The organism is Rahnella laticis, from assembly GCF_015644585.1.
GTDB classification, from domain to species: Bacteria; Pseudomonadota; Gammaproteobacteria; order Enterobacterales; family Enterobacteriaceae; genus Rahnella; species Rahnella laticis.
Window position 1 is genome coordinate 116684 of the sequence record NZ_JADOBI010000012.1, and the last position, 19773, is coordinate 136456.

General features: G+C 54.1%; 17 protein-coding genes and 1 other RNA gene. 9 read left to right on the forward strand and 9 right to left on the reverse strand.

Annotated elements, in window-relative coordinates; translation table 11 throughout:
- The first annotated feature begins 2 nt into the window (after window positions 1-2).
- From IV433_RS21515 to IV433_RS21525, 3 genes are read left to right on the forward strand one after another with little or no spacing between them, the layout of a single operon-like run.
- Complete coding sequence (locus IV433_RS21515; protein WP_195815858.1) at window positions 3-926, forward strand: carbohydrate ABC transporter permease; 924 nt, start codon at window positions 3-5, stop codon at window positions 924-926.
- Window positions 923-1768 carry a carbohydrate ABC transporter permease gene (locus tag IV433_RS21520; protein ID WP_195815859.1) on the forward strand — a complete coding sequence of 282 codons (846 nt, stop codon included), beginning with the start codon at window positions 923-925 and terminating at the stop codon, window positions 1766-1768. The genes IV433_RS21515 and IV433_RS21520 overlap by 4 nt, the downstream gene beginning before the upstream one ends.
- 18 nt (window positions 1769-1786) lie before the next feature.
- Window positions 1787-2731 carry a metallophosphoesterase gene (locus tag IV433_RS21525; RefSeq protein WP_195815860.1) on the forward strand — a complete coding sequence of 315 codons (945 nt, stop codon included), beginning with the start codon at window positions 1787-1789 and terminating at the stop codon, window positions 2729-2731.
- A 45-nt stretch (window positions 2732-2776) separates the two neighbouring features.
- On the opposite strand, the gene IV433_RS21530 is transcribed toward IV433_RS21525, so the two are convergent.
- Window positions 2777-3769 carry a 2-hydroxyacid dehydrogenase gene (locus IV433_RS21530; RefSeq protein WP_195815861.1) on the reverse strand — a complete coding sequence of 331 codons (993 nt, stop codon included), beginning with the start codon at window positions 3767-3769 and terminating at the stop codon, window positions 2777-2779.
- 237 nt (window positions 3770-4006) lie between these two features.
- Between IV433_RS21530 and IV433_RS21535 the strand changes: the two genes are divergently transcribed.
- The 3 genes from IV433_RS21535 to IV433_RS21545 are packed head-to-tail and all read left to right on the forward strand — an operon-like array spanning window position 4007 to window position 7271.
- Complete coding sequence (locus IV433_RS21535; RefSeq protein WP_195815862.1) at window positions 4007-6733, forward strand: YdbH family protein; 2727 nt, start codon at window positions 4007-4009, stop codon at window positions 6731-6733.
- On the forward strand, window positions 6730-6924 hold the full coding sequence (locus tag IV433_RS21540; RefSeq protein WP_152326108.1) for a YnbE family lipoprotein: 195 nt from the start codon (window positions 6730-6732) through the stop codon (window positions 6922-6924). Before IV433_RS21535 ends, IV433_RS21540 begins: the two co-directional genes overlap by 4 nt.
- An 8-nt stretch (window positions 6925-6932) precedes the next feature.
- On the forward strand, window positions 6933-7271 hold the full coding sequence (locus tag IV433_RS21545) for a YdbL family protein (protein WP_229893614.1): 339 nt from the start codon (window positions 6933-6935) through the stop codon (window positions 7269-7271).
- 121 nt (window positions 7272-7392) lie between these two features.
- Here IV433_RS21545 and IV433_RS21550 read toward each other — a convergent pair whose 3' ends face one another.
- On the reverse strand, window positions 7393-8010 hold the full coding sequence (locus IV433_RS21550; protein ID WP_195815863.1) for an FMN-dependent NADH-azoreductase: 618 nt from the start codon (window positions 8008-8010) through the stop codon (window positions 7393-7395).
- Between the two features lie 424 nt (window positions 8011-8434).
- On the opposite strand from IV433_RS21550, the gene hrpA reads away from it, so the two are divergent.
- Both hrpA and IV433_RS21560 read left to right on the forward strand, forming a co-directional pair.
- Complete coding sequence (hrpA, locus tag IV433_RS21555) at window positions 8435-12328, forward strand: ATP-dependent RNA helicase HrpA (protein ID WP_195815864.1); 3894 nt, start codon at window positions 8435-8437, stop codon at window positions 12326-12328.
- A gap of 140 nt (window positions 12329-12468) precedes the next feature.
- A complete protein-coding gene (locus IV433_RS21560; RefSeq protein ID WP_195815865.1) occupies window positions 12469-12666 on the forward strand; it encodes a hypothetical protein in 198 nt (65 codons plus the stop codon).
- 218 nt (window positions 12667-12884) lie between these two features.
- Here IV433_RS21560 and IV433_RS21565 read toward each other — a convergent pair whose 3' ends face one another.
- The 7 genes from IV433_RS21565 to rstA all read right to left on the reverse strand — a co-directional run bounded on the left by IV433_RS21565 (window position 12885) and on the right by rstA (window position 18980).
- The gene (locus tag IV433_RS21565) at window positions 12885-13766 is read right to left on the reverse strand and encodes a trypsin-like serine peptidase (RefSeq protein WP_195815866.1); all 882 of its coding nucleotides are present in this window, start codon (window positions 13764-13766) and stop codon (window positions 12885-12887) included.
- 150 nt (window positions 13767-13916) lie between these two features.
- Window positions 13917-13997, reverse strand: a complete 81-nt coding sequence (gene ydgU, locus IV433_RS26480) for a small membrane protein YdgU (protein ID WP_455567028.1) — start codon at window positions 13995-13997, stop codon at window positions 13917-13919.
- A gap of 116 nt (window positions 13998-14113) precedes the next feature.
- Window positions 14114-14593, reverse strand: a complete 480-nt coding sequence (gene asr / locus IV433_RS21570) for an acid resistance repetitive basic protein Asr (protein ID WP_195815867.1) — start codon at window positions 14591-14593, stop codon at window positions 14114-14116.
- A gap of 369 nt (window positions 14594-14962) precedes the next feature.
- Window positions 14963-15043, reverse strand: a non-coding RNA gene (locus tag IV433_RS21575) — RtT sRNA.
- Between the two features lie 399 nt (window positions 15044-15442).
- Entirely contained in the window at window positions 15443-16924 is a 1482-nt protein-coding gene (locus tag IV433_RS21580) for a carboxypeptidase M32 (RefSeq protein ID WP_195815868.1), read from the reverse strand.
- Between the two features lie 2 nt (window positions 16925-16926).
- Window positions 16927-18252 (reverse strand): two-component system sensor histidine kinase RstB, encoded by a 1326-nt coding sequence (gene rstB, locus IV433_RS21585; protein ID WP_195815869.1) that lies wholly within the window; start codon window positions 18250-18252, stop codon window positions 16927-16929.
- Window positions 18249-18980 carry a two-component system response regulator RstA gene (gene rstA / locus IV433_RS21590; protein WP_152326119.1) on the reverse strand — a complete coding sequence of 244 codons (732 nt, stop codon included), beginning with the start codon at window positions 18978-18980 and terminating at the stop codon, window positions 18249-18251. Before rstA ends, rstB begins: the two co-directional genes overlap by 4 nt.
- A 360-nt stretch (window positions 18981-19340) precedes the next feature.
- Between rstA and IV433_RS21595 the strand changes: the two genes are divergently transcribed.
- Window positions 19341-19760, forward strand: coding sequence for a hypothetical protein (locus tag IV433_RS21595; RefSeq protein WP_104922006.1), 420 nt, complete (start codon window positions 19341-19343; stop codon window positions 19758-19760).
- Window positions 19761-19773 lie beyond the last annotated feature (13 nt).

The following is a 19773-nucleotide window of genomic DNA, read 5'->3' on the forward strand; positions in this document are numbered from 1 at the left end:
GGATGAGCATTCCTCACAGCACGCTTCACGCTGTTGCCCCGGCAGCCCGCACACGCGGGTTGTCTTTGCAGATTTACGGTTATCTGCTGATTTTGCCCGCGCTCTGTTTTTTGCTGCTGTTTACCCACTATCCGGCGCTGGCAACGATTTGGGAAAGCGTGTTCAGCGCCGCCCGTAACGGGCATCCGGCGCAGTTTGTCGGGCTGGATAACTACCGGGCGCTGCTTGATGACGACACGTTTATGCTGTCGCTGCGCAACAATCTGCTTTATGCGGTGATCACCATTCCGCTGTCGGTCGCGCTGGCGCTGATGATGGCGCTGGCGGTCAACCGCCGTTTGCGCGGTAACGCCATGGTTCGCGCAGCGTTTTTTATCCCTTCATTATTGCCAATGGTGGCGATCGCCAATCTCTGGCTGTTTTTCTATACACCGCAGCTCGGGTTGCTTAACAAACTGATGGCGCTGTTTTCGCTGCCCGCCGTGAACTGGCTCGGCGAACCGGGGACCGCGCTTTACAGCCTGATGGTGGTTTCCGTCTGGCGCGAAGCCGGGTTCTTTATGATTTTTTATCTCGCGGCGTTACAGCAAATCGATCCGCGTCTGGCTGAGGCGGCAGAAATAGAAGGGGCGTCGCGCCGCTACTTTTTCCGTCGCGTGCAGTGGCCGCTGCTGATGCCGACCACGCTGTTTATTCTGATCAATGCGTCTATGAACGCCTTCCGCATCGTCGATCAGGTGATTGCGATGACCAACGGCGGGCCAAATAACAGCACCAGTCTGCTGCTGTTTTATATCTACCGCACCGCGTTCAGCTACTGGGATTTGCCGTACGCCTCGGCGATGACCGTGGTGTTGCTGGCGATTCTTGCCACGATTGCGCTGATCAAATTCAATTTGCTGGATAAAAGGACGCACTATCAATGAGCAGCCTGACGATGACGTTAACGCCGGTGCGGACGTTTTCCGCAGGCCGTTTGTGCCTGAATATTGCCATCTGGCTGGCGGCGTTTTTGTGGTTTTTGCCGGTGCTGGTGTCAGTCTGGGTCGCGATTCATCCGGCATCTGAACAGGGGAGCTTTTCCCTGTTTGCGCCGCTGACTTTTCAGAATTTTATCAACGCCTGGCAAGCCGCGCCGTTCGGGCGCTATTTTCTCAATACCACGCTGCTGGTGCTGATGATTGTGGTGTGCCAGCTGGTTTTAGCGACGCTCGCCGCCTACGCGCTGGTACGGTTTAAACTTAAAGGCGCGGGGATCATTTTTGCGCTGGTGCTGTTGCAACTGATGATCAGCCCCGACGTTCTGATCCTCAATAACTACAAAACGATCGGCGCGTTCGGCCTGCGCGACAGTTTGCTCGGGATAGCGCTGCCGTATTTCGCCTCGGCGTTTGCCATTTTCCTGCTGCGCCAGACGTTCCGGAGCATTCCGCTGGTGCTCGAAGAAGCCGCGATTGTGGAAGGTGCCAGCCGTTTTTACATTCTGCGCAAAATCTATATCCCGCTGGCGAAACCGGTATACGTGGCGTTTGCGCTGGTGTCGGTAAGCTTTCACTGGAACGATTTCCTCTGGCCGCTGGTGATTACCGATTCGGTAAAAGTGCGGCCGATTACCGTCGGGCTTCAGCTGTTTTCCGCGCCGGAACAGGGCGTGCAGTGGGCGCTTATCGGCGCGGCAACGCTGATGACGGTGCTGCCGTTATTGGCTTTATTCCTTATTTTTCAACGTCAGTTCGTTCAATCCTTTATGCGGGCTGGGATTCGTTAAGAACAACCGGAGCATCTTATGACCGTCATCACCTCATCCCCTTTGTTATCGGAAGCGCAGGAACGGGCTCTGGGCAACGTGAATGCTTTGTATCAGTTGCCGGATATGCATGACGCGGCAGTTTCAGGCGTCAGGCTGCGTTTCGGGCTGATTGCTGACCCGCAATACGCCGATGCCGATGTACAAAAAGAGCGTCATTACCGCAACAGCCTGAATAAACTGGCGACCGCTATAAATGAGCTGAATGATTTAAAGCTCGATTTCGTGGTTACGCTGGGCGACCTGGTGGATCGCGACTGGAGCAGTTATCAGGCGGTGCTGGCGCGGTACGAGGCGTTGCGCCATCCGCACGCCGTGCTCATTGGTAACCACGATGCGCAGGTGATTTCCCAACATCTGGCGGCGCAGTCTCCAGCGCTGGGATTGCCGAAAAGCTATTACCAGTTCAGCCTGCCGGGCTTTCGTTTTCTGGTCATTGACGGCAACGACGTCAGTTTGTACTGCAATCATGCCAACGGCGAAGACCGTCAGCTGGCAGAATTTATGCTCGATGAACTGACTGAATGCCAGCAGTCGCAGGCGCAGCCGTGGAACGGCGCGGTAGGGCGTAAACAGCTGGAATGGATTGAGCAAAACCTGAAACAGGCGCGTGCGCAGGGCGAAACGGTGCTGGTGTTCGGCCATTACCCGCTGACGCCGGTGAACACGCATAACCTGTGGAACTGCGAAACGCTGGTGGAATTGCTATGCCGCTATAACGTGCGCGCGTATTTCGCCGGGCACGATCACCGCGGGGGGTATGACCGCGTGGAAAACACCGATTTTATTACGCTTAAAGGCATGGTGGACGGGGAAAGCAGCCTGCCATTTTCATCCGTCACGCTGACCGGCGAAGTGCTGACAATCACGGGATACGGGCCGGAAATCAGCAGGGTGTTGAGCCGCCAGGTTGAGTCTCTGTAACAAGCAAAAAGCCCGCCGTAGCGGGCTTTGAACATTATGACAGGGCTACGCCGTCAGCAGGTTCGGGCAGTTTTGCCCTTTGGTCAGCTGATCAATGTTCATCAGCGTGGTTTCAGAAATGCTGGTCAGCGCGTCACTGGTCAGGAATGCCTGATGGCCGGTGAACAGCACGTTGTGGCATGAAGACAGGCGGCGGAAAACGTCGTCGAGGATGACTTCGTTTGAGTTGTCCTCGAAGAACAAATCGCGCTCGTTTTCATACACGTCCATACCCAGCGCGCCGATTTTCTGTTTTTTCAGCGCGTCAATGGCGGCTGTCGCGTCCAGCAAAGCGCCGCGGCTGGTGTTCACGATCATCACGCCGTCTTTCATTTTGGCAAAGGACTGAGCGTTGAGCAGATGGTGGTTTTCCGGCGTCAGCGGGCAGTGCAGGGAAATTACGTCGGATTCTGCGTAAAGCGTATCCAGATCGACATATTCTGCGCCCAGTTCCAGCGCAAGCGGGCTTGGATACGGGTCAAAAGCCAGGATCCGCATTCCAAAACCTTTCAGAATACGCATCGTTGCCACGCCGATTTTACCGGTGCCGATGATACCGGCGGTGCGCTGGTACATGTTAAAACCAATCAGCCCTTCGAGTGAGAAGTTGGCTTCGCGGGTGCGCTGATAAGCACGGTGAATGTGGCGGTTAAGACACATCATCATGCCGACGGTGTGTTCTGCGACGGCTTCCGGTGAATAGGCCGGAACGCGCACAACGGAAATGCCCAGTTCTTTCGCCGCCTCAAGATCGACGTTGTTAAAGCCCGCGCAGCGCAACGCCAGCGTTTTTATCCCCAGAGAAGCCAGTTCCTGCAACACTTCGCGGCTGCCGTCATCATTGACGAAAATACAGACGGCATCTGCACCGGCTGCGGTTTTTGCAGTTTGCGGGGACAGCAGAAAATCGAAAAATTCCAGTTCATAGCCATAATGTTCATTGACCAGTTCCAGATATTTCCGGTCGTAATTTTTAGTACTGTAGACAGCCACTTTCATGGTGTTTCTCCGCAGTGAGTTTGAATCTCTGGCGAAATCGTTTCCGACTGTTTTATAAGGAATAAACATTTTCAGAAACAATTCGCAATATGCCACCAAACTAACAGAGCATCGGGGTGCCGACAATTTTTCCTGTGCTATTTGGGTGCCGGATACTGGTATTTCAACCATCAGTTGTTACGATAATTATGATATCTTGCGGGCGGTCAGACGATTAAGTGCAAAACAAGGCAAGTCATGAGGAACGGACTGAAGAGAAGCGCGCAAATTATCCTGAGTATAGTGGTGATTCTCGCGCTGCTGATGTGGGGGTTATGGAAAACGGTGCCGCGCTGGCTGCCACCGGTTGCCAGCCACTGGCTCCCGAAAGGAACACAACTGACGCTCAGCGGTGCGCCGCACTGGTCGGACGGCGTGTTGCAATTGCCGGGGCTGCGTTATTCCGCCGGTGAATGCCAGCTTGCGACTGCGGAAAATGCACGCCTGAGCAAAGAAGCCGGTCACTGGGCGCTCAATATTGATGCGCTGAAAGTCGATACTGCCTGTCTGGCGCAACTGCCAAAAAGTGACACCTCATCGCCGCTCTCCGTGGCGGATTTACAACATCTGCTGCCCGACGGGCGCGTCAACGTGACGCAACTTTCCGTTACGCCCTGGCAGCGTTATGCGGGGCAGGTTCAGCTCAGCAGCGAAGGCGGCGTACAGCATCTGACCGTGAGCGGCGACGCGCTGAAACTCGACGCCGTACTCGGTGCCGACCGTACGCTGGCGATCCATTCGTTCAGCCTGATCCCACCCGGCAGCGAACAACCTGTCACGCTCAGCGGCAAACTGCTTCTGCCCGCCACGTTCGATCAGCTGCCGGAGTCCGGCGAGCTTCATGCAGAAATTCAAACCGCGCAGGTTCCATCTCCGCTGGACATTATTCTCAGCTGGCAGGCAACGGAAGGCCAAATCACGCTGACGGAAAAAGACAGCGATAAGCCGCTGGCGATGCTGCCGTGGAAACTCAATGGCAATGCATTGCAGATTTCACAAGGGCAATGGCGCTGGCCGTATGCCGCGCAGCCGCTGGCCGGTGGTGTTAACCTGACGCTCAGCGACTGGTCACCGGCGTTTGATCAGACCAATATCACCGCACGTCTTAACGTACTGACGCAGGGCCACAACGGTAAAGCCAACGTGGTGCTGAGCATGGGGCCGGGGCGCATCGGGCTGCTCGACAGCAATTTAGGTTTCCGGCTGACCGGGCAGGCGAATTTGCAGGCCACTTCTCTGAGCGCCTCATTGCCCGGCGAACTGAGCGGTTCCGTGCTTAACCCGACGCTGTTACTGCGCAGCGGTTCACTGTTGCGCGCGTGGGGAAAACCGACGCCGGAGCTGACCATCACCGACGCACGCTGGCCGCTGGCGGGCGTGAAAGTGTCGGCGCAGGGCGTCAGCGGGCCGTTGCAGGCGATTCTGAAAGCCAGTCACCGCTTCTGGGGTAAATTCGATCTGCACCTCAGCGGCAAATCGCAGGAATTCTGGCCGGACGCCGGGCAGTGGGATTTCAACTACTGGGGTAACGGGCATCTGCCGCCGCTTAACGGCCGCTGGGATATGTCCGGCAAAGGGCAATGGCACGATAACCGGATCAGCATTAACAGCCTTTCGACCGGTTTCGACCGTCTGCACTATGGCCTGGTCGACGTGGAAGCGCCGCGCCTGACGCTGGATAAACCCCTGGTCTGGCTGCGCCCTCCGGCTGCGCGATTCAAACCGCAATATCCTGATTTACCGACAGTATTCAAAGGCGACATCAAATTGGTGGCGAAGAAAATTGCGCTCACCAACGGCGGTTATCTGCCGCCTGCGACGCTGGTATTGCAGCTCAGCGGCGACAGCCCGGATCGTTTTGGCATGCGCGGTATGCTGGACGCCAGACCGATTGGCCCTATCCGGCTGACCGGACGCTGGGACGGTGAGCGTCTGCGCGGCGAAGCCTGGTGGCCGAAGCAGCAACTGACGTCTTTCCAGACGCTGCTGACGCCAGATCTCAACATCAAACTGCGCGACGGGAGTTTCTACGCCCAGTCGGCGTTTTCCGCCGCACGGGGTCAGGGTTTTGTCGCCGGTGGTCACTGGGTGGTGAAAAATGGCGGGCTGTGGATGAAAGACGGCGACCTGAGCGGGCTGGATTTCAGTCTGCCGTATCGTTTGCAGGATTCCGTCTGGCAGCTCGGCGTGAAAAAGCCCGTTACGCTGCGTATTGGCGAGGTGAATAATCTGGTGGCGATGAAAAATATCACCGCCGATTTACAGGGACATTATCCGTGGAGCGAAAACAAACCGCTGACGCTCACCAATCTGGGCGTGGATATGCTACGCGGGCATCTGAGCCTGTCGGCGCTGAGAATGCCGCAACACGATGCGGCGGTGCTGAAACTGGAAAAAATCAATCTCAGCGAGCTGTTTACGGCGCTGAAACCCAAACAACTGGCGATGTCCGGCGTGATTTACGGCGAACTGCCGCTGTTTGTTGAGAATCCGAAATGGATCATTCAGAACGGGTGGATCAAAAATGACGGCGGCCTGACGCTGCGTCTGGATCCGCAATTTGCCGATGCAATGGCCAGCGGTAATTTCGCCAATAAAATGGTGGTGAGTCTGTTGCGTTACATGGAAATCAGCCGCTCCGACGCGCAGGTCAGCCTCGATAATCTGGGCATGCTGACGATGGCGGCGAAAGTCGACGGCGTGAATTACACCGACACGACTCACGGCGGCGATAAGGAAAAGCGCGAAATCGTGCTCAATTACACCCATCAGGAAAACATTTACCAGCTGTGGCGCAGTTTGCGTTTTGGCGACAACCTTCAGGACTGGCTGCAACAGGAGGTGTCATTGCCTGCTGATGCGCTGTCGAAAGGTCCGGTTTCTGCCGGACAGAAAAAGGAACAAACAGTGAGGAAGGAACAATGAAACTGCGACTCGTCGGGCCATCTCTGGCGCTCAGCGTGATGATGCTCAGCGGCTGTGTTCCGCGCATCGAACTGGCGGCGCCGAAAGAGCCGATCACGATAAACATGAACGTTAAAATCGAGCATGAAATTCATATCAAAGTTGACAAGGATGTCGAGAACCTGCTGAAAAATCAAAGCGATTTGTTCTAGGAGCCTGTATGTCCGGAGTATTGTTCAAAAGATTCAGCCTGATGATCCTGGCCAGCGGATTACTGTTTTGTAGCCAGGCTTTTGCGTTAACGCTCAATGAAGCCAAACAGCAGGGGCGCGTGGGCGAAACGCTTTCCGGCTATCTGGCGCCCGTGAAGCAGGATGCAGAAAGCGTCGCGCTGGCGGCAAAAATCAACGATGCGCGCAAACAGCAATATCAGCAGGTGGCGCAGGATAATAACGTCAGCACCGACGACGTCGCCAGGCTCGCCGGGCAAAAACTGGTCGCCAGAGCCGCAACAGGTGAGTACGTGCGCGGCATAAACGGGAAGTGGTTGCAGAAGTAACCCGGAAATTAAGGCATAAAAAAAGCGCGCCATTCGGCGCGCAAGTGCTTTATCACAACATCATCTGAGCGGGTCTGAAAGATTCTAAAGTGAATGATGGCTCAGATTGTGATAACAGATGTTACGCAGCAGCCAGTTCTTTGATGGCTGCATCGATCGCTGCTTTCGCGTCGGTTTGTGCTTTAGTCGCCACTTCCGGACCGTAAGCAATACCTTCCGCGTAAACGAATTCTACGTCGCTCATGCCCAGGAAGCCCAGGAACAGAGACAGGTAAGGGGCAACCAGATCGCTTGCGGTATCTTTATGGATGCCACCACGGCTGGTCAGAACGATAACGCGTTTGCCTTTCACCAGACCTTCAGGACCTTTCTCGGTGTATTTGAAGGTCACGCCAGCACGAGCAACCAGGTCAAAATAGTTTTTCAACTGAGTAGGGATGTTGAAGTTGTACATCGGTGCTGCGATAACGATCACGTCATGCGCTTGCAGTTCTTCAATCAGAGTGTTGGACAGTGCCAGTGCTTCTTCCTGACGTGGAGACAGCGGAGCATCGGATGGACGCAGTGCGCCAACCAGTTCGCCATCCAGTACAGGGATCGGATCAGCAGCCAGATCACGAACAGTTACGGTAGAACCGCTGTTAGCGGCCTGATACTGTGCAACCAGGTAATCGGCCAGTTGGTTAGACTGAGAGAAGTTAGCCAGAATGCTTGATTTCAGAACGAGTACTTTGCTCATTAGTGAGTTCCTTAACTGTGTGAACATAGGGGAGCAGATTTTATAACCAGAACATCCCCGGAATGGAACTTACTTTATTCACAAAGCTTATTCAGTGATAGCGCAATATTTAGAGACCTATCATCGATTTTTTTGAACAAGAGGATTCCTCGTCATCATTCGGGCTGCAACTTCATTGGCTTCCTTCAGGAACCCGAATCACTGACATGTGTCAGCTCATCGGGATCCCTTTCAGTTGCCGCTTTGCTGCAACCCGACTGATTTAGAGGACTCCTGAGTTCACTATCAACTTTCTTCATCCTCAATAGCTTGTGTTAACATATTGGCAAACAGGCTCGTATGAACCCGCCTCAAATCATTTCTAATTCAGATGACGGATGCTTTGCACATTCAGTCTGCTGACTTGCAACAAGGAATATCGAACGTGAAATCACCGCTCGCGGCATTATCAGCGCAGTTAGACGGGCTGATGCTACGTGACCGGCAACGCCTGCAACGTCGTTTGCAGGGTGCCAAAAAGACTTTTGATCAGAACACCAACCCTCAGGCCGTTGAAGCATTAACGGCTGAGCTTCAGAACGCCATTTCCGAAAGCCTGAAGAAAGTCACTGCCCGTGAAGCATCGCGGCCAAAAATCAGCTATCCGGCAAATCTGCCGGTCAGCCAGAAAAAAGATGACATCTTTAAGGCCATCCGCGACCACCAGGTGGTGATTGTCGCCGGTGAGACCGGTTCCGGTAAAACCACGCAGATCCCGAAAATCTGTATGGAACTCGGGCGCGGCATTAAAGGGGTGATCGGGCATACGCAGCCACGCCGTCTGGCGGCGCGTACTGTCGCCAACCGTATCGCCGATGAGCTGGATACCACGCTCGGCAATACCGTCGGTTATAAAGTCCGATTTAACGATCAGGTCAGCGATAACACGCTGGTGAAGCTGATGACCGACGGTATTCTGCTGGCGGAGATCCAGCAGGATCGCATGCTGATGCAGTACGACACGCTGATCATCGATGAAGCCCACGAACGTAGTCTCAACATCGACTTTATACTCGGTTATCTGCGCCAGTTGTTGCCAAAACGCCCGGATCTGAAAGTCATTATTACGTCTGCGACTATCGATCCGCAGCGGTTCTCCCGGCACTTTAATAATGCGCCGATCATTGAAGTTTCCGGCCGTACCTACCCGGTTGACGTGCGTTATCGCCCGATTGTGGATGATGCGGACGACGTTGACCGCGACCAGTTGCAGGCGATTTTCGACGCTGTGGATGAACTGGGTCGCGAAAGCATGGGCGATATCCTGATCTTCATGAGCGGTGAACGAGAGATTCGTGATACCGCCGATGCGCTGAACCGCCTGGACTTGCCGCATACCGAGATCTTACCGCTGTACGCGCGGCTGTCGAACAGCGAACAGAACCGCGTGTTCCAGTCACACGCCGGCCGCCGTATCGTTCTGGCGACCAACGTCGCGGAAACCTCGCTGACCGTGCCGGGCATCAAATATGTGATTGACCCCGGCACCGCGCGTATCAGCCGTTACAGTTTCCGTACCAAAGTGCAGCGCCTGCCGATTGAGCCGGTTTCTCAGGCTTCGGCTAATCAGCGTAAAGGCCGTTGCGGACGTGTTTCCGAAGGTATCTGTATCCGTCTGTATTCGGAGCAGGATTTCCTGTCGCGCCCTGAATTTACCGATCCAGAAATTCTGCGTACCAACTTAGCCTCCGTTATTTTGCAAATGACGTCGCTGGGGCTGGGCGATATCGCGGCATTCCCGTTTGTGGAAGCGCCGGACAAACGCAATATTCAGGACGGCGTGCGCCTGCTCGAAGAGCTGAACGCCATCAATAACGCGGTCGATGGCCGTTACTCGCTGACGCCGCTGGGCCGCCAGCTGGCGCAGTTGCCGGTCGATCCGCGTCTGGCGCGTATGGTGCTGGAAGCGCAGAAAAACGGCTGCGTGCGTGAAGTGATGATCATCACCGCCGCGCTGTCGATTCAGGATCCGCGTGAGCGTCCGATGGATAAACAGCAGGCGTCAGATGAAAAACATCGCCGGTTTGCGGATAAAGATTCTGATTTCCTGGCGTTCGTGAATTTGTGGGATCACCTGAAAGTGCAGCAAAAAGAGCTGTCTTCGGCGCAGTTCCGCAAGCTTTGCCGCAGTGACTTCCTCAACTATCTGCGCGTGCGTGAGTGGCAGGATATTTACACTCAGCTGCGTCAGGTGGTGAAAGAACTCGGGCTGCCGGTAAACAGTGAACCGGCGGAATACCGTGAGGTGCATTGTGCATTGCTGACCGGTTTGCTGTCGCATATCGGGCAGAAAGACGCGGATAAACAGGAATATACCGGCGCGCGTAACGCCCGTTTCGCGGTGTTCCCGGGTTCCGGTTTATTCAAAAAACCGCCGAAATGGGTGATGGTGGCCGAACTTGTCGAAACCAGCCGCCTGTGGGGGCGTATCGCCGCCCGCATTGAGCCGGAATGGATTGAGCCTCTGGCGCAACATCTGGCGAAAAGTAGTTACAGCGAACCGCACTGGGAAAAAGCTCAGGGTGCGGTGATGGCGACGGAAAAGGTCACGCTGTACGGCCTGCCGATTGTGGCTGCCCGCCGGGTGAATTACGGAACGATCGATCCGGTGGTCTCGCGCGAGCTGTTCATCCGCCATGCGCTGGTGGAAGGCGACTGGCAGACGCGTCATGCGTTTTTCCGCGCCAATTTGCGCCTGCGTACCGAAGTCGAAGAGCTGGAACACAAATCACGTCGCCGCGATATTCTGGTCGATGACGAGACGCTGTTCCTGTTCTACGAACAGCGCATCGGGCAGGAAGTGGTGTCGGCGAAGCACTTCGATACGTGGTGGAAAAAGCAGCCGCAGGACAGCCTGAATTTCGAAAAAAGCATGCTGATCAAAGAGGGCGCAGGCAACATCAGCGCCCATGATTACCCGAATTTCTGGCATCAGGGCAATCTCAAACTGCGCGTGACTTACCAGTTTGAGCCGGGCACCGACGCCGATGGCGTCACGGTGCATATCCCGTTGCCGCTGCTCAATCAGGTGAGCGAGGAAGGGTTCGACTGGCAGATCCCCGGCATTCGCCGTGAGCTGATTATGGCGCTGATCAAGTCATTGCCTAAACCGGTTCGCCGCAATTTTGTGCCTGCGCCAAATTATGCCGATGCGCTGCTCGGACGCATCAAACCGTTCGAAATGCCGCTGCTTGATGCGATGGAAAAAGAGCTGCGAAAGATGAGCGGTGTGACCATCGACCGCGAAGACTGGCATCTGGATCAGGTGCCCGATCATCTCAAAATGACGTTCCGCATTGTTGATGAGAAAAACAAAACGCTGCGCGAAAGCAAGGACCTGACAGCGCTGAAGTCTGGCCTGAAAGAGCAGGTTCAGCAGACGCTTTCTGCGGTGGCCGATGACGGTATCGAACAGCGAGATTTGCATGTCTGGAGTTTCGGCACGCTGCCGGAACGCTACGAGCAAAAGCGCGGCGGTTATGAAGTGAAAGCGTATCCGGCGATTGTCGATGAGAAAGACAGCGTGGCGATCCGCCTGTTTGACAGCGAACTTGAACAGCAACAGGCGATGCTTACCGGGATGCGGCGTTTACTGCTGCTGAATATTCCGTCGCCGGTGAAATACCTGCATGAAAAGCTGCCGAACAAAGCCAAGCTGGGGCTGTATTTCAACCCTTACGGCAAAGTGCTGGATCTGATTGACGACTGTATTTCCTGCGGTATCGATAAACTGATCGCGGAATCCGGCGGGCTGGTGTGGCGCGAGGAAGATTTCGCGAAGCTCCACGAGCATGTGCGCGCCAATCTCAATGACACCGTGGTGCAAATCGCGATTCAGGTTGAGCAGATCCTGACGACGGTCTTTAACATCAATAAACGGCTGAAAGGGCGGATTGATATCACGATGGCACTGGCGCTTTCTGATATTAAAGCGCAGATGTCCGGCCTGATTTATCGCGGGTTCGTCACACAAAACGGCTGGAAACGGCTGCCGGATACGTTGCGCTATTTGCAGGCTATCGAGCGGCGGATGGACAAGCTGGCGATGGACGCTCACCGCGACCGCGCGCAGATGCTGAAAGTCGAAAATATCCAGCAGCAGTGGCAGCAATGGCTGAACAAACTGCCGCCGGTTCGTCAGCAAAGCGAGGATGTGAAGGAAGTCCGCTGGATGATTGAAGAATTGCGCGTCAGTTATTTCGCCCAGCAGCTGGGCACGCCGTACCCGATTTCAGATAAACGAATCTTGCAGACGATGGAACAGCTAGTCGGTAATTAATTATATTTATTGGCTTTAAAATTACCGGTTTTCCCTTAGTGGCACTCTGGGGTTGATGCCTCATATTCGGAATGCAACCCTGGTGAAAAGCTTAAAATTTCTGCTAATTTTGAAACGGGCTTATTACTAGGATGAACATTGTGATCGATGAAAAAGAACAAACCGGATTAATTGGTCTGGCGATCGGCGCCGCTGTGATGGGGCTGATTTCCGGACAGAAACCCATAAACCGCGAAAGTCTGATTGAAGAACTGCAAAAACTTGGCCGTCAGAAAGGTGACGGCGTTGAGGATGAAGTCTTCGTCAAGGCCGCGCAGCTGGTGAGTAAAGGGCTTTAAACTGTATCAGATTGCAGGCGAAAAAAAGCCCGCAACCAGTGCGGGCAAGACGACATCAGTATTCGAAAACCTTGTTAGGGCAGAACAGAACCATCATACCCTCTGCGCAAAAATCTCATTCGTGAGTAAACTGCATAAATAGCGCGGTATTTAAGTGATTAGACCAGTTAAAAAATCAAAAAGGCCGCTTTTCAGCGATCGTTTTCGGATTCAATAAACTATTGCGCGGCAGAGGCAGCCGGGGAGCTGGCGCTGATCACACCGGAAGACAATGTGCTCAGGGCGTCGCGTATTGCCGGAACGGCCAGCGCGCGGTTGTCAGCCAGATAGCGATCCTGGGCTGCCGGTGCAGAGCTTTGAATCGCAATCAGCGACCAGCCTTCTGCATTTTTGATAAGCAACGGAGAACCGCTGTCGCCCGGCAGCGTGTCGCAACGGTGCGAAAGCACGCCAGGCTGCGCCCAGCCGGTGATCTGACAGTCCTGATGGACATACAAATCATCCAGATGATCTTCAGGATATCCTGCCTGCGTCACCTTTCTGCCTTCCTGTTTCAGCACGGCGGTCAGGTCGTCACGGGAGCCTTCCCAAAGTGGTAATGGCTTGATCGGCAATGCGATTTTTTCATCTGTCAGACGGATCAGCGCGAAATCAAACGGTGCTGCTTTCGGTGGCACAATCCAGCCTTCGCCGTCAGCTTTCAGTTTCTTACCCAATTTTGGGTCAACCAGCGTTTGTAATGCGGTGATCTGATAACGCCATTTCTGGTTGTGCGAAATGAAACGCAGGGCGATCACTTTGTCGATTTTTCCCGGCGGCGCCAGTACACAGTGGCCTGCGGTGAGAACCAGGTGTTTAGAAATTAAGGTTGCGGTACATAAATTGCCGCTTTCCGTTTCAATCTGACCGATCGCCTGCCACGGCCAGTGTGCGGCGGTGGCAACGGGAGTGCGCTGATCGTGTCCGAAGAACAGGGCGGTTTTTTCTTTAAGGCTGATAGCAGGTGCGTCGCTATCTGCATCATCCGGAGAATCTGCATGAACGAGAGGGCTGGCGGTAAAACAGAAAAAGCACAAAAACAGCGGTAACGCGATGCGCATAACATTCTGACCTTGAAAACAGGGAGAACCCGTGAACCAGTTATTATGGAACGATTATAGACGGTTATCTTTCGTGGTGGATATATTTGTCTGATAACTCAATCTTTTGAGCAGACGGCGGGCGCCATCTCAGGGTACATCACAATGACATCAGAAGTAGAAGAACAGGGTGATCAGACCGCAGAGGATCAGAGAGCACAGGGTGATTTCGAACAGGTAGCGGCGCAGCATCTTCCATCAGTACCTCAAGATAAAGAACCGGAGAAAAAAACACCCGGCGAACCGGGTGTTAAGTCATCAGTCTTGATAATGGTGAGTAGATACGCTCACAAAGACTTCTTTACGACTTATGCTGCTGGAGTTGCTTTTGCAGCTGGTGCAGCTTTCTTAGCATGTTTTACGTGTTTTTTAGCAGCCTGCGCTTTCTGAGCTACCGGAGCAGCTTTTTTAGCGTGTTTCACGTGTTTTTTAGCAGCCTGCGCTTTCTGAGCTACCGGAGCAGCTTTCTTAGCGTGTTTTACGTGTTTTTTAGCAGCCTGTGCTTTCTGAGCTACCGGAGCAGCTTTTTTAGCGTGTTTCACGTGTTTTTTAGCGGCTTGTGCTTTCTGAGCTACCGGAGCAGCTTTCTTAGCGGCTTTTTTGTGTTTTTTAGCAGCCTGAGCTTTCTGAGCTACTTTCTTATGAGTCTTGTGCTTAGCAGCATGCGCTGGAGCAGCAGTAGTCGTTGCAGCAGCGGCTGGCGCTGGAGTTGCTGTAGTTTCAGCAGCGAAAGCGACAGAAGACAGACCCATTGCAGCGGCTACAACCAGAGCTAATACTTTTTTCATCTTTAATTCCTCGGAATTTCGTTTAAGTGTCCACCCCACTGCGGGGCCGGTATGAAGAATACTAGGCGGGTTCACTCACGAAGTCCGTGAGTGATTGGTTTCGGCGTGTAACGGAATGTACAAACTGGGGATTTCAGGGAAATCAGTGAGTTATACGGTGGGGCTGCAGCATGATGGCCAATTTTGTACATTATGCAGTCAACTTCAAAACCTTGGGTTGCCACCCAAACCGGCTTCAAGGGGCGCCTATCGCCGCACCCCTTGAAAATCCCAGGCTCTTAACTGCGCGCTACCGCTGGCTGGCTATGTTTCAGGTGCCACAGCTATTGCCGCGAAAACTTGCCGCTGCGCGGTTCCCTCACTGGGTGTTACTCGGCCTGCGGCCTCACCCTTCGGGTCGTCACTTCGTGACGCTGTCTCGCTTCGCTCGGCTCGAGCCACAGGTCTTGAAACGCTTCGTTCGGCAAGCTTTCTGAAAGCGGCCGGTAACTTTCTAATTCGCAACCTCACTGCTGATTGTTATCTAAATAATGCAGTTGAATTTAGATAAGCCTCCAGCCGCTTTCAAAACGACGTTGAGGGAGTGGTGAGAAACAGTGAGAGTCTTTTTTCGAGCAGGTTCGAACCCGAAGCGAAAGTACCGCGCAGCGGCGGCGTTTGCGGCAATAAGGGGAGTTTCTGAAACATAGCCAGCCAGCGGAGCGCGTGTTGGGAAAAAGCGTGGGAGATCAAAGAGGGAGGCGCTTTCCTCCCTCTTTGGCGGTTTCGGCACAGCGAGTTAAGTAACCACTGCAATTGAGAAACCGAAATTTTCTCGATCAAGCCTCTGGTGCACCAGCTACTCAACCGTTAAAGGTATCTATTCTCCAGGTGCGCCCTGAAGAACCCCGGATTCAGCGTCTCTCCGGTTGCATTCGCCATCAGCTGGTCTGTGGTAAACCGGCTCCCGTGTTGCCAGATATTTTGCTGTAACCACTGGAACAACGCTGTCAGGTCGCCGCGTGCGATATCTTCCTGCAAGGTTGGGATCGCTTTGTTGGCGAACTGGAACAGTTGTGCGGCGTACATTGCGCCGAGCGTGTATGTCGGGAAGTAACCAAAACCGCCGTCGGTCCAGTGGATATCCTGCATGCAACCGTCGCGGTAATTCCCCACGGTATCGATGCCCAGATATTCCTTCATCTTGCTGTTCCACAAGGCCGGAATATCGTCGACTTCGATTTCGCCTTCCATCAGCGCTTTTTCAATTTCATAACGCAGGATGACGTGCGCCGGATAGCTGAGTTCATCGGCGTCAACGCGGATGAAGCCCGGCTGGACGCGCTGGTTCAGCTTGATGAAGTTGCTTTCATCCAGCCCCGGACGCTGACCGAATTGTTCGATAACCAGCGGATACACGGATTTCAGGAACGGTTCGCTGCAACCCAGTTGCATTTCAAACAGCAGGCTTTGCGATTCATGAACGCCCATCGAACGTGCGTTGGAAACCGGCTGACCCAGCCATTCTTTCGGCAGGTTTTGCTCATAACGTGCATGACCGGTTTCATGGATCACGCCCATCATGGCGCTGAGGAATTCATTTTCGTTGTAACGCGTGGTGATGCGCACGTCTTGCGGAACACCGCCGCAGAACGGGTGAGCGCTGACATCCAGACGCCCGGCATCGAAATTAAAGCCCAGACGGTCCATCACTTTCAGGCCGAGCTGACGCTGTTTTTCGATGTCAAACGGGCCTTGCGGCGCAATGCGCGATTCGGTTTTCTGCTTTTCCACTACGGTTTGCAGCAGATCCGGCAGCCAGGTTTTCAGGTCGCCGAACAGAACGTCGAGTTTCTGCGAGGTCATTCCCGGTTCATATAAATCGAGCAGGGCGTCATAACGGCTAATACCCGCGGCTTCGGCGCGCAGTTTGGCTTCTTCACGGCTCAGTTTTACGACTTCTTTCAGGTTATCGGAGAAACCTTCCCAGTCGTTGGATTTGCGCTGAATACGCCATGCCTGTTCGCAACGTGCGCCAGCCAGTGATTTTGCCTGTACCAGACTTTCCGGTAACAGCGCGGCCTGCTGATAATGACGGCGCATTTCGCGCAGGTTCGCCAGTTCCACATCGTTCAGCTGCTCGCCACCGGCCTGTTCCAGCCATTCGCCGACCTGTTTCGCAGTGAGGATCTGATGCGTCAGCACGCTCAGTTCAGCCAGCGCTTCGGAGCGCGCCTGGCCGCCTTGCGGGGGCATCATGGCCGCTGCATCCCAGCCTGCAATCGCCGATAAATGGCCGAAGCGGGATAAACGGGCGAAGGTGTCATGCAATTTTTTATACGCGATGGTCATTATTAGCTCCCTTCCTGGTTTTGGTCAGGCTGTTCAACAGCCAGATTGAATAGGGGTTTTACCGGCCAGCTGAAACGCATGCTGGCTCCGCCGAGTGAACTGCTTTCAACCGCAATACGGCCCTGATACGCCACGGCGATAGAGTGGACGATTGCCAGCCCGAGCCCGCAGCCGCCGGTTGCACGGTCGCGGCTTGGATCGAGGCGGACAAAGGGTTCGAAGATGCGTACACGTTCTTCTTCCGGAATGCCGGGGCCGTCGTCTTCGACCTGTAAATGGGCCATTTCGCCATCGAGCCACAGGCTGATGCGCAGCATTTCCTGAGAATAACGCAGGCCGTTGTTGACCAGATTGTCGAGTACGCGCTCCATCAGCCGTAAATCGACGCCGCCGAAATCGAGGTTTTCCGGCGCCTGATAAAGGATAGTGCGTTCAGCATTGATCAGGCGGAAATCCTCGACCTTGTCTTCCAGCCAGTGCGCCAGATTCACTTTTTCCAGATTCAGCGCCACCTGCGGGCGATCCAGCCGGGCGTAGGTCAGCAGTTCGTCGATCAAAGCTTCAAGTTGCCCGATGTCGCGGTTAATGGCGTTTTGTTCGGACTCCGGCAGGTTCTCGCTGATGGCCAGCCGGTAGCGCAGACGTACCAGCGGTGTGCGAAGTTCATGGGCTATGCCGTCAATCAGTTGTTTTTTACTGGCAACCAGCGTGCTGATGTTGTCCGCCATCTGGTTAAACGCGACGCCCAGCCGGTTGAGGCTGGAGGTCGAATCAAAATCGATGCGTTCGTCGAGGTGCCCGTTACCGAGGCGCAGCGCGGAGTTTTCCAGCCGCAGCAAATCCTGCCAGTGCGGGCGCATCCACAGGAAAACCGGCAGCGCGAGCGACAGACCGATGAAGATCAGCAATCCCAAATCGAGCAGCCGCATTTCGTGCATGTAAAACAGATACGGGATCGGGCCGACGACCAGCACGTAATGGCTGCGCGGAACACGCTGGATAAAGGTGTATTCGTCGTCGAGGGCAATAATCTCGCCGTCTTTCAGGCGCTGATCCAGCGCGGGGCTGAGTTTGCGTTTCCCGAGCGGTTCAATGTGGAGTTTGAAAGACAGGTTCAGATCCAGCGTATTAATGGTCTTGTTCCAGTCTTTAATCGGAATTTCCCTGAGCTCACTGCGCATCAGGTAAAGCGAACTTTTCATCAGGTCATTCATGGACTGACGGCCTGTGCGTTCGGCGGTGACTTTGTACACCAGGCCGACCAGCATCGCCATCACCAGGAAACAGACCAGCAGTAACAGAAAGAACTGGACGAAAAGCTTTCTCATTCCTGTAAAGACTCCCAGGCGTTCGGAGCAAACAAATACCCTTTATTGCGCACGGTTTTGATGCGGAAAGGTTCGAGGGTGTTGTCGTAGAGTTTTTTGCGCAGGCGCGAAATCGCCACGTCAATGCTGCGATCCAGCCCGTCGTAGCTCACGCCGCGCAGGTTTTTCAGCAACGCTTCGCGATCCATAATGCGGCCCGCGTGCGTCGCCAGCTCCCACAGCAAATCAAAGTCTGAGGTGGAAAGAATGATGGTTTCATCCACCAGCGTGACTTCGCGGTTCACCGGGTCAATACACAGCTGGCCGAAGTGCAGGGCGTTACCGCTTTTCAGCGTCTGAACCGGTTGCTCGTTTTGCGCGGATTGCACCGGGTTCTGGCGCAAATGCAGGCGTAATCGTGCCAGCAAAACGGCCGGTGGCGTGGTTTTCAGGATGTAATCGCTGGCGCCCATTTCGAGCGATAAAATGTGGTTCATGTCACTGTCGAGCGAGGTCAGCAGCACGATCGGGCCGGGGAAAATAGGGCGCAAATCGCGGCACAGTGTCATGCCATCTTTGCCCGGCAGCATGATATCCAGCAGGACAAGATCGGGTTTTTCTTTCTCAATACGCGCCTGCGCCGTGTCACCACGGGGCTCGACCAGCACGTCGATATCATGTTTACCCAGATAGGCGGCGATCAGGTTGCCGACTTCTGCATCATCTTCTACAAAAACGATTCTATTCATTGGCTTGCTGTTATAAGAAATCCGGTGAGTAGCATAGCGTGACACGTCTGCTGACGCCATCGCGGTAGCGTAATAGAACGTGACATTTTTGCGGCATAAATTCCATATCCGCTAAATACTTTGGCTAAATTCTGAAATGCTAGCAAAGTGCGTTTCAGTGACGGAAAGCGCCTGAACCGACTGGCAAAGTGTTGTTGAATTATGCCATTATACAGACGAATAAATTTAGCTTCATAAATTGATCTGCATTATCTATCTGCCGGCAGATTCTTTGTCAGCAGGCAGAGCACTGAGCACACCTTCGCACGTTCTGTACAGACGTTCAAATGAACAGGCCCTGACCAGGAAGAGGAAACGGGGATGAATGAAAATCGCCTGGTACCCGATGCGCGCAGTCAAAAAGCGTCCTTTGACTACATGGAATATTTGTCCGCATCCTGCAAAAAGAAATGGAGTTTTGTCGACGCTATTTATGGCGTGATGCCGTTCTTCGGCATGGTTCTGAAATCCCGTTCGAAAAAAGATAAATCGAAGCAGGAAGCCTTGCGTGCACTCGCTTTGCAGGTGGTTTCCACGCAGGTCAGCGACGAAACGAACATCGTCCGGCTGATTGAACTGGCAGAGCAGCAAAATATGTACAGCATAGATATCAACCTGCCGTACTCGCTGACCGACGACCAGCTCACCGCTATCAAAGTGGAATGCAAACATCTGGTGCAGCTGAGTCAGAACAACGATCACCTGTTAGTGCAGATTATGCAGATGCCTTCTCAGCACTGACCGTTCAGCACGA